Genomic DNA, 14,338 nt, shown 5'->3' with positions numbered 1-14,338 from the left:
TTAAAGTTCCGCTGCGAGTTTATCCAACAGCTCGTTGTGCTTAGTGGCATCGACTTCTGCTTGCAGAATTTTCTCGGCACCGGCGAGTGTTAAAGTGGCGACCTTGCTGCGTAGTTCTTCGCGTGCAAGGTTGCGCTCTTTGTCCACATCAGATGCGGCAGCATCAACAATGCGTTGAGCTTCTGCTTCTGCGTCGGCTTTTGCTTGATCGACGATTGCGGATGCACGACGATTAGCTTGCTCGATGATCTCAGCGGCTTCTGCTTTGGCTTCGCGTAATTTAGAGGCAGCTTCATTTTGAGCGACTTCTAGATTTTTGGCGGCGCGATCAGAAGCGTCGAGACCTTCTGCAATCTTCGTTTGCCGCTCGTTCATCGCGGCAATAATTGGTGGCCATACAAATTTTGCGCATAGCCAAACGAAGATAGCGAAGACAATAATTTGTCCGATAAATGTTGCGTTAAAATTCACGCCTTCACCTCGTTAGTTGGTTAGTGGATTTTTGTCACCTAATGGGTGATTTATGCACCAGCACCAACAACAAAGATTAGGTACATTGCGATACCAACACCGATAATTGGCACAGCATCAATCAAACCAGCAACAATAAAGAATTTGGTTTGTAGCATGGGGCCTAACTCAGGCTGACGTGCGGTCGATTCAAGTAGTTTGCTACCGAGAATGCCAACACCAATAGCTGCACCAATTGCACCAAGACCCATCATTAAGCCAGCGGCGAGAAAGATATATTCCATGTGTAACTCCTAAGTTTAAGATTGACTAAGTTTTAATTAAAAATTGGGTTTATACCCTGTTGTTCAGTTACCTGAACGATTCTTTCAAGTTGCTTGCAATAAGCAACGTTATAAACAATGACTAGCTGAACTAGTGATCTTCATGAGCTTGACTGAGATAAACGATGGTCAAAATCATAAAGATAAATGCTTGCAGTGGGATAACCAGAATATGGAATATGGCCCAACTTAATTGCAGCACACCACCCATCAACGCAAACACAACGCCACCGCCAAACATCAACGCAATTAAGATAAAGATAATCTCTGCCGCGTAAAGGTTGCCGAATAAACGAAGGCCCAATGAAAATGGTTTAGCCAGTAGCCCAACGACTTCCATGAACAGGTTGAATGGAATAAATAACCAATGGTTAAAGGGTGTAAAGCTTAACTCTTTAATGAAGCCACCAATGCCTTTTACTTTAATGGAGTAATAAAGCATTAGGATGAAGACAAATACTGCAGTGCCCAGAGTAATGTTTGGATCGGTTGACGGTACGATTTTTTGGAAATGCACGCCGGCCAATTGCAACAAATAAGGGATTAGATCGATGGGTAGAATATCCATGATGTTGGACAGTAAGACCCAGCAGAAAACGGTCAGTGCCAGCGGCGCGATTAAAGGGTTGCGACCGTGGAAGGTTTCTTTAACGTTGGTGTCGACAAACTCAACAAGTGTTTCGACTAGGTTTTGCATGCCCGAAGGTACACCGGTGGTGGCTTTTCGACCAATACGCCAAAACACCAACAAAAATAACGCGCCTAAGCCGATCGACCATAGCATGCTGTCAACATGGATGGCGTTAAAACCCATCGCTGCGGCTTCATCAGCACAGTGGGCAAAACCCCAATGAGTATGGTGCGCTACCGAACCGTCACATAAGGTCGAGCCTTCTTTAATTTGGCCGTATGTTAGATTCGTTAAATGATGCTGGATGTATTCAGCTGAGCTGTGATATCCGCCTTCACTACTTGCCATAAAACTTCTACCCCTTTAATAATCCAATTTTTTTTGCTGGGTTTTTAACCAATAACGGTAACGCAAGAGCACCGAGTAGGTGAACTAAGAATAGGCTTCCGTAGAGCGCTCCTGCGTGTAATTCTTCATAAATTATGACTGCGGTAAGGCTAAAGCCAATAATAATAGACCACCGTCCGACCATCGCTTTAACGGTGGCTGCGAATACTTTAAGGGCATTTGGGTCACCAAAGTGCCGAAGGGCACTATAGTTAAAAAACGCTTGGGCTGAAACACTAATTAACCCTCCAGACAACACTGCTAAGCCAATGATGACTTCCACCATTAATGCGACCAAAGTCGTAGTTAGGGTTGCGAGTAATTGAACCACCAAAACGCCATAGGCGACAGGTCGTTTCAATAGTTTTGCAGAGTAGGGCTTAAAATAAGACAAGGTTGTCTCCGAGCGATTTGCCAGGCCCTAGCAAGGTTCTTAACGCAACGACTGTTAATGCGCGCCAATGCTAGTGTCCTATGGCTTTTTAACCAAGCTAAATGTGTATTTATATTGTCTCTTGTCACATTTAGCGTTTATTTTTTTTATAGATGCCAAGAATGTGAGCCACATTAGAGCTGCATCAAATTACAGGGCCACAGTATATGGCGTTACTTGGCTGGTAGCAATAATGGCCCTAGCAGCATAGCTTAGACATTTGAATGATGTGAGTCAGGAAACAATATTATTTGACGTGCGTTAGAATGCCATCGAGCTCATCAAGACTGGTGTATTTGATGGTCAGTGAGCCCTTTCCGTTTGCACCGTGCTTAATTTGTACGACGGCACCGAATCGTTCAGAAAGCATCTGTTCAAGCTTTTGTACGTTGACGTCACTATTGTTGTCGTTTTTTTCGACATCGATTTTTGCGGGTGTTGTGATTGAACGTACCAGCGCTTCGGCTTGACGAACGTTCATCGCTTTCGCAACGACCTGTCGAGCGGCATCGATTTGCTGTTGGCCTTTTAACCCAAGTAAGGCTTTTGCGTGTCCCATCTCTAGGTCACCATGCTCAAGCATCGTTTTGACTTCAGCTTCTAAACCAATAAGGCGTAACAGGTTAGTGACAGAGGTGCGTGATTTACCAACCGCATCGGCGACTTCGGCTTGCGTCAGTTCAAATTCTTGTTGTAAGCGCTGTAACGCAATGGCTTCTTCCACTGGGTTAAGGTTTTCACGCTGAATGTTTTCGATCAACGCCATAGCGATGGCGTCTTCATCGGGTACGTCGCGGATCACCGCTGGAATGGTATCTAAGCCAGCTAGTTGTGTTGCGCGCCAGCGCCGTTCACCGGCAATCAATTCAAAAGATTGCGGCCCTAGTGGGCGTACCACAACGGGCTGCATGACGCCCTGTGCTTTAATGGAGTCGGCCAGTTCGCGTAAAGCGTCTTCGGACATGTCGCGTCTAGGTTGAAACACACCGCGTTGTAGCCATTCAACCGGCAGCTCACGCAATGTACTGTCTTTGATTTGCTCGACAGGTTGTTCAGACAGTTGCTGAACTTCGGCTTGAGTGGTGATCAGTGAGCCGAAGTTACGTCCTAAGCCTTTTTTCTTGGGCGACATACAGTTTTTAACCTATGTTGAAAAATTAACCAGCCGTTGAAGCGGTGTTTTGGTGTTCTTTAGCAATGGATACGTCAGCCTTATCGCCTTCGTTTCGGCGAATAAATTCGCCCGCTAATGCTAAGTAGGCAACAGTGCCACGCGAGGTCTTGTCGTAATGCAGTACAGGCACGCCGTAACTTGGTGCTTCAGCTAGGCGGACATTCCGTGGAATGACAGCCGCGTAAAGTTTGTCACCAAAGTGCGCTTTTAACTGATCTGAAACGTCATTGGTCAGCGTGTTACGCGGGTCATACATGGTGCGCAGAATACCGCCAATTTGCAGTTGTGGGTTCACCACTTGCTGAATTTGCGCAATGGTTTCTAGCAATGCTGCAAGACCTTCGAGTGCATAGTATTCACACTGCATAGGAATAAAGGTCGACTGAGCTGCCGTTAAGGCGTTTACCGTCAACATGTTTAATGATGGCGGGCAGTCGATAAAAATATAGTCGTATTGGCTGCTGACTTCGCTGAGCGCCTTTTGTAGCCGGTGCTCTTTGGAAGGCATATTTAGCAGCTCAACTTCGGCTGCGGTTAAGTCGCCGTTAGCTGGCAATAAGTCGAAACCGGCCTGTTCAGTTTTAACAATCGCCTCTTGGCAATTGCATTTACCGGTGAGTACATCGTAGGCCGATAACATTAGGTCGTTCTTATCGACGCCGCTGCCCATGGTGGCGTTGCCCTGTGGGTCAAGATCGACAACCAACACCTTGCGCTTCATCGCCACAAGTGATGATGGTAGGTTGATCGCTGTGGTGGTTTTACCGACCCCACCTTTTTGATTGGTAATTGCAAAAATCTGGCTCAAGCGGACTTCCCTCATTAAGACTTAATACCCAACTCTACTAAATGCCGTTCGCCATCTGTTCCTGGTACCGCTAGAGGAGACACCTTAACAACCTCAATGTCTGAGGGCAGTTGCGCTATTTCATCATGGGGATAAAGCCCTTTCATGGCGATAAAGCGCCCGTCTTTGGCTAACAGATGGCGAGAGAATGCTACCATATCAGAAAGTGTTGCAAAGGCTCTAGATGTGATCTGCTGATATTGCTCATCTGGCTGCCAGCTTTCTAGTCGGTGGTGCACCACTTGGCAGTTGTCGACCTTTAGCGACATCTTAACTTGATTTAGAAAACGACACTTTTTACCGTTGCTATCGAGTAGCGCAATGCTTTGCTCTTCTCGAACCAGCGCAGCGACCATGCCCGGAAGGCCGGGGCCGGTACCAACATCGATTAGCCGTTCGTGACTTAAGAACGGCAAAATACTGAGGCTGTCGATCAGGTGGCGATCGACCATCTGCATCGCATCGCGTACAGAGGTTAGGTTGTAGGCCTTGTTCCATTTGACTAATAAGCCGTGATAGCTCAGTAATCGTTCAATGACGTCATCATTTAATGTTAAACCGAGCTGGTCAACGCCCCAGCGTAAGCGCTTTTCAAACTCGTTCATTAAGCAGACACCTTGGCCGCATTGTGCTTTTTAATGTGGATCATCAACATCGAAACGGCCGCCGGTGTGACGCCAGAAATTCGAGACGCTTGCGCTAAGGTTTCTGGCTGCACTTCTTTCAGCTTTTGTTTTACCTCATTCGATAATCCGCCAATGGCGTCTATATCGAGCGTTGCTGGCAAAGCCATGTTTTCATGTCGCCGCAAGCTTTCAATCTCTTGTTGCTGGCGCTGAATATAGCCGTCGTATTTAACCGAGATCTCGACCTGCTCTTGCACATCTTCTGCAATGTCATGTTCGGTTGGCAATGCTGCGACGATGTCGCTGTAATTTAATTCTGGCCGCTTTAGTAAATCTTTAAGGCTGAATTCACGGCTGAGCACTTGTGGCAATTTCGCTTCTAGGCTCTTTGCTTGCGCTGAATTTGGCTGAATGTAGGTCGTGCTTAAGCGCTGTTGCTCTTGTGCGATACTTTCCTGTTTTTCACTGAACGCTTGCCAGCGAGCATCGTCGACCAAGCCAAGTTCACGACCTTTGGCCGTGAGTCGCGCATCGGCGTTATCTTCACGCAATAGCAGTCGGTATTCGGCGCGGCTGGTGAACATACGGTACGGTTCTTTGGTGCCCATGGTAATGAGATCGTCGACCAAAACGCCAATGTAGGCTTCGTCGCGGCGCGGGTACCAAAGTTCTTCGCCGGTTGCTTTTTTAGCGGCGTTAAGCCCCGCTAATAAGCCTTGAGCACCGGCTTCTTCATAGCCTGTGGTGCCGTTAATTTGGCCGGCAAAAAATAGGTTTTCAATGTACTTGCTTTCGAGCGAGTGCTTGAGGTCTTGCGGGTTATAAAAGTCGTACTCAATGGCGTAGCCAGGGCGTGTTAGATGCGCGTTTTCAAAGCCCTGCATGGTGTGAATAAATTCCACCTGAACATCAAATGGTAAGCTAGTGGAGATGCCATTCGGGTAAAGCTCATAGCTGTTTAAGCCTTCTGGCTCAACAAAAATCTGGTGGCTGTCTTTGTCGGCAAAGCGCGTAATTTTATCTTCGATCGACGGACAATAGCGCGGACCAGTGCCTTCGATGTTGCCCGAATACATGGCGGAACGGCCAAGGTTAGCGCGGATAATGTCGTGAGTCTGTTCGGTTGTATGAGTAATGTAACAGCTAACTTGCTGCGGGTGGTCTGCAACCGAACCCATATAAGACATCACTGGCAATGGCGTGTCGCCAGGCTGTTCAATCATTTTAGAAAAGTCGACTGAGCGCGCGTCGATACGTGCCGGTGTGCCGGTTTTTAAGCGACCGGTGCGAATCGGTAATTCGCGCAAACGCTCGGCTAGCGAGACGCTCGGCTGATCTCCCATGCGGCCGCCAGCGTAGTTATCTTGGCCGACGTGAATTTTGCCGTTTAAGAAGGTTCCTGCGGTCAATACGACTGATTTGGCGTGAATTTCAATGCCTGTCTCGGTTTTGACACCAATGACACGTTCACCCTGTAGGATTAGATCGTCAGCGCCTTGCGCGAATACGTCGAGGTTATCTTGGCTTTCTACAATGTTGCGAATGGCACTGCGATACAGCGCTCGGTCTGCTTGCGCCCGAGTGGCTCGCACGGCTGGGCCTTTACGACTATTGAGCGTACGCCACTGAATGCCAGCAAGGTCGGTGGCTTTGGCCATCGCACCGCCGAGAGCATCGATCTCTTTGACCAGATGGCTTTTACCGATACCGCCGATAGCTGGGTTACAGGACATCACGCCAACGGTGTCGATATTATGAGTAAGTAATAGGGTGTTACTGCCGGTTCGCGCAGCTGCGAGCGCCGCCTCGGTACCTGCATGGCCACCACCGATCACAACAACATCGTAATTTTTAGGGAACTTCACGTAACACCTCTAATGACTTTCTTCGAAAGACTCTTTTTGTCTCAAAAATAGCTATTTATAAAATGGGGGCGGCATTATAGGAGAAAGCGCCGCAGTTAACAGCTCAAATTTCGATCAATTCGGTAAATTCCTATAGCTGTAGCAAATTGATCAGATTTTAATTGTATTTAAGCGCTTTTTTAGCAGAAAAAAGCCTAACCAGTGCAAGGTTTCTGCCTCGAACTGCGTTTACCCCTGCCTCGATTCAAACGCCGATCCTTTTTATTGCCCTTAGTTTTTGTGTCTTTTTTATTAAGACGTTTGCCTTTAAGCTAGCCGCCCTTATTGGCGAGCAACCGTTGTTGCTGGGTTTGGAGGTTGCGTGTTAGAGCTACAATCGGTGGGAAAGAGTTTTACCGCCAAAGAAAACGTCGTTCAGGCATTAGACGACATTAGCTTTCGGGTTGCCGAAGGTGAAGTGTTAGGCATTGTCGGAAAAAGCGGCGCTGGTAAGTCGACCTTGCTGCGCTTACTCAGCTTGCATGAACGACCTGACAGTGGCTCGATCCAAATGCTTGATGAATCGGTCGACAATAATCTGAGTCAAGCCAAAGCCCGTGAACTGATTCAGCAAACAGCCGTTGTGTTTCAAGGTTTTAGCCTGCTCTATAATTGCTCTGTGATAGACAACGTCGCCCTGCCGCTGAAATTACGAGGTGTTGATCGTGATACTCGGCTAGAAAAAGCCAAGCAGCTGTTAAGTTTTGTTGGTCTGCAAGATAAGGCCGACAGCTACCCAATTACGCTTTCCGGCGGCGAGGCACAGCGCGTCTCGATTGCTCGGGCTTTAATATCGGATCCAAAAATTATTTTCTTAGATGAACCAACTTCTGCGCTGGACTCGAAAACCATGCAAGAAATTTTAGACTTGCTGAAAAAGGTTCACCGTTCTTATCGGTTAACGATGGTGATTGTTTCCCACCAAATCGATGTTATCCGTTACATGTGTGATCGTGCGGTGTTGCTTGAGCAGGGTCGATTAAAAAAAATCGGCGCAGTGAATGCACTATCGCACTTTCAGGTTGATCACCTTAATGAATTATGGGTGGACGCCGATGCTTGATTTTATTGCGCTCATTAACGATACCCTGTCTCGGTTTGGTCATCGTATTCTTGCGGATCTAATCGATACTTTATTTATGGTGTCGGTGTCATTTTCGGTTGCCTTTATTGTTGGCACTGGCATCGGTTTGGTATTGGCTTTGTGTGGACATAATCGGCCTTATCAGAACAAAAAAATTGCCGTGCCGTTGGCTTTGCTCGTCAATACGATTCGCTCGGTACCGTTTATTTTGTTACTTATTGTGATGGCTCCAGTGGCGCGGTTTTTTATTGGTACGGCCTACGGTATTTATGCTTCGATGATTTCGCTTTCGGTTGTTGGCATTGCCATTGTGTCGCGTCTTGTTGAGCAGGCAATTATCGATTTAAGTCCTCATATTTACGATGCCGCTCACTCAATGGCCGCGACTCGTTGGCAGCTGGTGGTGAATTTTATTTTGCTAGAAGCGCGCGCTGCATTAGTGCTGGGTTATACCTCGGCTATTATTAGTCTGATCGCCTACTCAACGGTTGTTGGTGTGATTGCCGGTGGCGGCATTGGTTATTTGGCGCTGCAAGAAGGTTTTTATATGTGGAACCAGCCACTGATGTGGGTCATCATTGTTGTGATGATTTTACTGGTGCAGATTATACAGGTGCTGGGTTCTTACTTGGCGCACTCTCTCGATAAAAAAAGGAAAAGAGAATCATCATGAAAAAACTCGTTATGCTCACCAGTGTTTTGTTATTGGCTTTAGCGTTTACTGCCTGCTCATCGCAAGATGATAAGGTGATTAAAGTTGGCGTATCGTTTTACCCATTTTACAGCGCTGACAGTTCTAAGCCGGATATTTTAGATACCATCGAACAGCAGGTTGCAGAGCAGGGTTACAGCTTAGAAAAAATTGTCTTCTTAAATTATGCAGAAGCAAACCCAGCGTTGGCTCACAGTGAAATCGATGCCAACCTAATCCAGCACGAACTCTATATGAATATTTTTAACCAACGCAGTAATTCGAATTTAGAAATTGTACAGCCGATTTATCACGCAACCTTTGCGCTTTATTCTTCGGTTTATAATTCACTCGATGACATTGAGCAGGGCGAGACAGTTTATATCCCGAACGACGGTGTAAACACTGCGCGTGCGCTCATGCTGTTGGCTGATGCTGGCTTAATTGAATTGGCTGAGGGTGTCACTTTCCAAGCGACAACAGCCGATGTTAGCAGCAACCCAAAACAATTAAAGTTTGTGGAAGCGCCACTAACGGCAGCCGCGGGTGCTTATGATGAAGCCGGTCGTCGATTGGCGGTAATGTATCCAACCTTTGCGCGTTCGTTAAATCTGCAAGGCGACGCTGAGCGTTTATACCTTGAGACTCGCGACGCTATCAGCAATGCTTATGCGGTGAGTTTGGCTGCTCGTTCTGATAATGCCGACGATAAAAAAATCGCGGTATTAGCCGAAGCACTGGCTTCCGATGCTGTGAAAGATTACTTGGCAAATAATTATTCTTGGGCTTCAACGCCAGCGTTTTAATAACGATATTAATGCCTGCGCCTAGCAGGCTTTGGTTAGTATTGAATCTACAAATAATAAAAAACCGCGAGAACCAAAAGGTCGTCGCGGTTTTTTTTGGACTTACGAAAAACTATTCTTCGTCGGTTTCTTGATAGAGTTCAAACAGGGTTTTCAGCGCCTGCTGAGCTTTACCGTTCAGAGTTTCTTTGGGGAACTCGCCTTTTGCGTCAGCATCGCCCGGTTCTAAATCGGTTAAAATATGCAGTGCTTGGTAAACATGTTTTACCGCATAAATATGAAACTTGCCAGCCTGAACCGCATCGATAACATCCTGATGTAACATCAGGTGTTTAACGTTATCTTGCGGCACAATGACACCCTGCTGGCCAGTCAATCCACGCAGTTGGCAGAGCTTAAAGAAGCCTTCAATTTTTTCATTTACGCCACCAATGGCCTGCACTTCACCAAGCTGATTCATCGAACCGGTAATGGCAAAACCTTGTTTGATTGGCACTTGAGTGATGGCAGAAATGAGCGAGCTGTATTCGGCAACGGTGGCACTGTCGCCATCGATGTAACCGTAACTCTGTTCCATCGCAATATGAGACGACAGCGTTAGCGGGAAGGTGCGGCCAAACTCATGGCCTAAAAATCCGCTGAGGATCATCACGCCCTTACTGTGTAACGACTGACCGAGTTCAACTTCGCGTTCAATATCGACAACGCCTTTACCACCGACATGAACGGTCGAGGTGATACGCGCTGGCGAACCAAAACGGCTTTCGCCAATTTCCATCACGGTTAAACCGTTGACGCAACCGACGCGCTCACCTTCGGTGTCGATTAGAATGGTGCCCTCTTCGATCTCCATCAGCATCTGATCGGCAATGCGACCGTTGCGATATTCGGCGGCTTCTAATGCCGCACAAACATGGCTGGCATCGATGTGACGCGCTTCTTTATGACGACTGATAAAGTCGGCTTCGGCAAAGACTTTAAATACTCGCACCACTTGCGCCGACAAACGGTTTTGGTGTTCGGCTTCTCGCAAGCTGAATTCGATGAGTTTTTCCAGAGCATCAACGGTCAAAGGTTTTAAGCCCTTTTCTTCGCCGTAATCTTTAATGCGCAAAATCAGGTTGTCGATATTGTCTTGTGAGCTTGGAATAAAACTATCGAAGTCGACCGGCACTCGGAACAGTTCCATAAATTCTGGATCCCATTCTTGTAGCTGGTAATAAATATCGCGTGAGCCGATTAAGATGACTTTGACATTCAGTTTGATCGATTCTGGGCACAGCGTTACTGCATGCATTAGGCTGGCATCAACAAACGGAGATTCCATCTTAAGCTCACGGGTTTTCAGTGCCAGCTTGAGTGCATCCCACGCGAACGGTTCAAGCAATAATTTTTCGGCATCTAAAATCAGATAGCCGCCGTTTGCTCGCAGCAAACTACCAGGGCGAATCAGCTGGTAGTTTGTTGTTGGAATTCCTTGTTGCGTCGCGTACTCGATACGGCCAAATAAGTTTTGGTAAGTCGGCAGCATTTCATAAACCACCGGTGCGCCGGAGTTTAGCTCGTGGGTAACGGCTAAATTTGGCTTTAGCCAGCTTTCCAGTGCCTGTTTGCGATCCTGATCGGTACTGGTGTCGAGCAGAGATTCTTCCGAGAACAGATCAACCAGCAGTTGCGGCAGGTGGTTTTTAATCGAACGTAGATAACGTAAAACCGATAGCTGAGTTTGGTTTTTTACTTCCAGTTCTTTTAACAGCGGGCGTATTGCCTGCTGTACCGTTTCTAGGTTTAGCAGCCTTAATTGTTCGGAAGCTTTGCGTCGCCAGGTTGGCAGTTCGAGTACTTGCTCGTTGAGGTAAGCTTCAATTTCGTTGATGCGTTTTTGAAATTCACTGCGCAGCTCTTCTGGTAACTGAGCGAATTCGGTGTCATCTAAGGCTTTGCCCTCGACAACAGGCAGCAGCATAACCGAACCGCCGTCGGCAACAACCGCGACGCCCTTTTCATTGGCGAAGCGTTCTACGACATTAATGGCAGCGTCGTAATATTGGTTAAAATCACGATCAATGGCGGAGCGTTTGCGTTGATAGGTTGGGTTCTCGAACGCCGCAGGAAAGGTGTCCATTAGGTCGCTAATCAGCTGATTAATCTGTGCTTTAAGTTCTTTGCCGCAAGTCGCCGGTAATTCTAGCGAGAAGGGTTCGCGTGAGTTATCAAAGTTATTAATGTAGGCCCATTCGCTGGGAGCCTGTTGTGCTTCGGCTAGCTCACGAACGTATTTAGACACTAACGATTGGCGGCCAGTTCCGGCTTCACCCATAACGTATAAATTGTAACCGCCGCCATGCATGGCGATGCCGAACTCAAGTGATTTTTTAGCCCGTGGTTGGCCTAAAAAACTAGAGATACCTTCTAAGTCTTCGGTGGTTTCTATTGCGAGGTGGGTTAAATCGATGTTTGCGCGTAACGCCGTTGCTTCAAGTGCTAAAGCCTTTGTTGCCATAAATGATTCCTAATGCGGTGAAACGATAACGAGATATAAAGCAGTATGTCAGTGCTGGTCTAATAAAGATAGCAGAGCCCAGTGCAAGTTATTGCCGCGCTGACTAATAGTTTGCAGGCGGCGTATGACTAATATTAGACCGAGAACGGATAGGCGATTGGATCATGGCATTGGTAGTTTTCGACGCTAAAGTCGTCAACCGTGACCCAAGTTTCTAAATCTTCGAGGGATTTGATGTCTGGGTTGATGATCAGCTGTGGCGAAGGGAACGGTTCACGTTTTAATTGCACATCGCGCATCAGCTCGAGTTGGTCTTCATAAATATGTGCATTAACGATCTTATGGTAAGCCTTGCCCGCCTTTAAACCGGTAATCTGCGCGATAATGGCTAAAAAGAAAAACACCTGAACCTGATTAAAGTTTAACCCCAAAGGCACATCGCAGGAGCGTTGGTAGCTGGTTAAATAGAGGGTGTCACCGAGCAGCGAAAAGGTGTGCGTGTGCATGCACGGGCGTAAGCAACCCATGTGGAATTCACCGGGGTTGTAAAAGCTTAAAATTTCGCCGCGATCATCAATGCCGCGAGACAGGTTATCGACAATTTTTTTCAATTGGTCGATTGAGCCGCCATCGGGCTTGGCCCAATTCCGCCCCTGTACGCCATAGACTCGGCCCATATCATCCTCACCTTTGCGGTGAGGATTGGCCAGCCAAGCAGTGTTTTCGTTAGCGTTGGCGTCCCAGGTTTTAGCGCCTAATTTACGGAAGTCTGCAGCGTTATCGTAGCCTCGAATATAGCCGAGAAATTCGGCAATCGCGGCTTTATAAAAGCTCTTTCGGGTGGTGATCAACGGAAACTCATTGGCACCCACATTGTATTCAAGATCGGCGTTAATAACCGTCAGGCAGCGTTTTTGAGTGCGCTCGTTTTCGATCCAGTGGCCTTCGTTAATAATGCGTTGGCACAGCTGTAGATATTGGTTCACTGTGAGTTTCCTGTCTATTTCTGAGTTTTGGCTTTTTTCTGTTTACTGCTTTTGGTGGCTTGCTCATATACCGGTTTGCGGTAGGCCAGCACTAATAATAGACCGCCAATGATGATCATGGGTAAGCTCAGCAGCATGCCTTGAGTCAGATAGCCACCCAACAGATAGCCAATGTGTTCGTCAGGTTCGCGGAAAAATTCGGCAGCGGTTCTTAGCACACCATAACCCAACATAAAGGCCGCAGAAACCGCCATACGGGGCCGTTGTTTGCTGCTGTAAAACCATAAAATTATAAACAGTAGTAGGCCTTCGCCTGCCATTTGGTAAAGCTGAGATGGGTGACGGGTGAGCATATCGTTCGCCTGAGGGAAGATCATGCCCCAAGGTGCATCGGTTGGTCGGCCCCATAATTCACCGTTAATAAAGTTGCCAAGGCGACCAAAAAACAAGCCTTGCGGCACCACTGGCGCGACAAAGTCGCCAACTTGGAAAAGCGTTTTGTTGTTACGTCGAGCAAACAGCATGACTGCAACAACAACACCTAAAAAGCCGCCATGAAAACTCATGCCGCCTTCGTTTATTTTGAATAGGTACAGTGGGTTTTGTAGGAAGTAATCGAAGTGGTAAAAGAACACATAACCGACTCGACCGCCAATAATGACGCCCAATACACAGTAGAACAGTAAGTCTTGAATTTGATCGCTATTAAAGCCGCGCCAGCTATCGCGTTTGGCACGCCATATCGCTAAGTATTGGGCTAATAAAAAGCCAACCAGATACATAACGCCATACCAGTGAATCGATAACGGGCCGATACTGAAAAATACAGGGTCAAACTGAGGATGAAGCATATTTTCCGATTCCTAAATTGTGCAGGGCGACTATATCAGAAAATACAGGCTAATCCGTGAAGATTACAAAGTGGTGGCGATTCGATGGAAGGCGGCAGTTATTGCCTGCTTATTAGGTGAGTTATTAGCTGAGTTGTGGTGTTGCGAGCGTCAGTAAACCAAGCGATTGATAAACATTAGGCGAAAAAAAGGCTCGCATTTACGAGCCTCCTTTCTCCACGCCATTTTTTCTTTTTGGCGTTTTGTTTTGTTGGTTTTTTCGTGTACCCCGCCCTTTTTCATCAGCGGGTCGATAGCGTATGGATTACGCTTCAGGGGTTTCTGTTTTGCCATGATGGACTCCTTTGGCATGGTCTTCGATAAGCTGTATTTTTTTGTCGCGGCTTAGTTTGCGCAATTGATATTCACGTTTTGAAGCCTGTGATCGGTCAGCAGCCTGTTCTTGATACACCAGAGTGACTGGACGACGTGCGGCAGTATAGCGAGCGCCGCCTGCGAGTAAACCATTATGTTGTTTTAGCCGTCGCTCAATATTATTGGTGATGCCGGTGTAAAGGCTTTGGTCGCTGCAGCGAACTAAATAAACAAACCACATACTGATGTTCTTTTCCGATAAGCCTC

At 47.1% G+C, this 14,338-nt stretch carries 16 protein-coding genes; 3 read left to right on the top strand and 13 right to left on the bottom strand.

The annotated features are described in order from the left end of the window. From FME95_RS08705 to mnmG, 8 genes are all read right to left on the bottom strand, one after another. On the bottom strand, positions 1-471 hold the full coding sequence (locus FME95_RS08705) for a F0F1 ATP synthase subunit B (RefSeq protein WP_147713997.1): 471 nt from the start codon (positions 469-471) through the stop codon (positions 1-3). A gap of 50 nt (positions 472-521) precedes the next feature. Continuing rightward, positions 522-755 (bottom strand): F0F1 ATP synthase subunit C, encoded by a 234-nt coding sequence (gene atpE, locus FME95_RS08700; RefSeq protein WP_147713996.1) that lies wholly within the window; start codon positions 753-755, stop codon positions 522-524. 130 nt (positions 756-885) lie between these two features. Continuing rightward, positions 886-1,773, bottom strand: a complete 888-nt coding sequence (gene atpB / locus FME95_RS08695; RefSeq protein ID WP_147713995.1) for a F0F1 ATP synthase subunit A — start codon at positions 1,771-1,773, stop codon at positions 886-888. A gap of 7 nt (positions 1,774-1,780) precedes the next feature. Beyond that, the gene (locus FME95_RS08690; RefSeq protein WP_147713994.1) at positions 1,781-2,206 is read right to left on the bottom strand and encodes an ATP synthase subunit I; all 426 of its coding nucleotides are present in this window, start codon (positions 2,204-2,206) and stop codon (positions 1,781-1,783) included. A gap of 286 nt (positions 2,207-2,492) precedes the next feature. Further along, positions 2,493-3,377, bottom strand: coding sequence for a ParB/RepB/Spo0J family partition protein (locus tag FME95_RS08685; RefSeq protein WP_147713993.1), 885 nt, complete (start codon positions 3,375-3,377; stop codon positions 2,493-2,495). Between the two features lie 25 nt (positions 3,378-3,402). Beyond that, a complete protein-coding gene (locus FME95_RS08680; protein ID WP_147713992.1) occupies positions 3,403-4,227 on the bottom strand; it encodes a ParA family protein in 825 nt (274 codons plus the stop codon). 14 nt (positions 4,228-4,241) lie between these two features. Further along, entirely contained in the window at positions 4,242-4,871 is a 630-nt protein-coding gene (rsmG, locus tag FME95_RS08675) for a 16S rRNA (guanine(527)-N(7))-methyltransferase RsmG (protein WP_147713991.1), read from the bottom strand. Continuing rightward, on the bottom strand, positions 4,871-6,757 hold the full coding sequence (gene mnmG / locus FME95_RS08670; RefSeq protein WP_147713990.1) for a tRNA uridine-5-carboxymethylaminomethyl(34) synthesis enzyme MnmG: 1,887 nt from the start codon (positions 6,755-6,757) through the stop codon (positions 4,871-4,873). The genes rsmG and mnmG overlap by 1 nt, the downstream gene beginning before the upstream one ends. Before the next feature lie 361 nt (positions 6,758-7,118). Here mnmG and FME95_RS08665 point away from each other — a divergent pair, with 361 nt between their 5' ends. The 3 genes from FME95_RS08665 to FME95_RS08655 are packed head-to-tail and all read left to right on the top strand — an operon-like array spanning position 7,119 to position 9,377. Further along, positions 7,119-7,859, top strand: a complete 741-nt coding sequence (locus FME95_RS08665; protein ID WP_147713989.1) for an ATP-binding cassette domain-containing protein — start codon at positions 7,119-7,121, stop codon at positions 7,857-7,859. Continuing rightward, on the top strand, positions 7,852-8,553 hold the full coding sequence (locus FME95_RS08660) for a methionine ABC transporter permease (protein WP_147713988.1): 702 nt from the start codon (positions 7,852-7,854) through the stop codon (positions 8,551-8,553). The genes FME95_RS08665 and FME95_RS08660 overlap by 8 nt, the downstream gene beginning before the upstream one ends. Beyond that, positions 8,550-9,377 (top strand): MetQ/NlpA family ABC transporter substrate-binding protein, encoded by an 828-nt coding sequence (locus FME95_RS08655; RefSeq protein WP_147713987.1) that lies wholly within the window; start codon positions 8,550-8,552, stop codon positions 9,375-9,377. Before FME95_RS08660 ends, FME95_RS08655 begins: the two co-directional genes overlap by 4 nt. Before the next feature lie 112 nt (positions 9,378-9,489). Here FME95_RS08655 and FME95_RS08650 read toward each other — a convergent pair whose 3' ends face one another. From FME95_RS08650 to FME95_RS08630, 5 genes are all read right to left on the bottom strand, one after another. Next, positions 9,490-11,880 carry a Lon protease family protein gene (locus FME95_RS08650; RefSeq protein WP_147713986.1) on the bottom strand — a complete coding sequence of 797 codons (2,391 nt, stop codon included), beginning with the start codon at positions 11,878-11,880 and terminating at the stop codon, positions 9,490-9,492. A 134-nt stretch (positions 11,881-12,014) separates the two neighbouring features. Next, a complete protein-coding gene (locus FME95_RS08645; RefSeq protein ID WP_147713985.1) occupies positions 12,015-12,866 on the bottom strand; it encodes a thymidylate synthase in 852 nt (283 codons plus the stop codon). A gap of 14 nt (positions 12,867-12,880) precedes the next feature. Beyond that, on the bottom strand, positions 12,881-13,717 hold the full coding sequence (gene lgt / locus FME95_RS08640) for a prolipoprotein diacylglyceryl transferase (RefSeq protein ID WP_147713984.1): 837 nt from the start codon (positions 13,715-13,717) through the stop codon (positions 12,881-12,883). Positions 13,718-13,867: 150 nt separating this feature from the next. After that, complete coding sequence (locus tag FME95_RS08635; protein ID WP_147713983.1) at positions 13,868-14,050, bottom strand: hypothetical protein; 183 nt, start codon at positions 14,048-14,050, stop codon at positions 13,868-13,870. Continuing rightward, positions 14,022-14,312, bottom strand: a complete 291-nt coding sequence (locus tag FME95_RS08630) for a GIY-YIG nuclease family protein (protein WP_147713982.1) — start codon at positions 14,310-14,312, stop codon at positions 14,022-14,024. The genes FME95_RS08635 and FME95_RS08630 overlap by 29 nt, the downstream gene beginning before the upstream one ends. Positions 14,313-14,338: the final 26 nt, after the last annotated feature.

This window comes from Reinekea thalattae (assembly GCF_008041945.1).
Classification (GTDB): Bacteria; Pseudomonadota; Gammaproteobacteria; order Pseudomonadales; family Natronospirillaceae; genus Reinekea; species Reinekea thalattae.
Note: the sequence above shows the minus strand (reverse complement) of the source record. Positions and strands in the feature narration are given on the sequence as shown.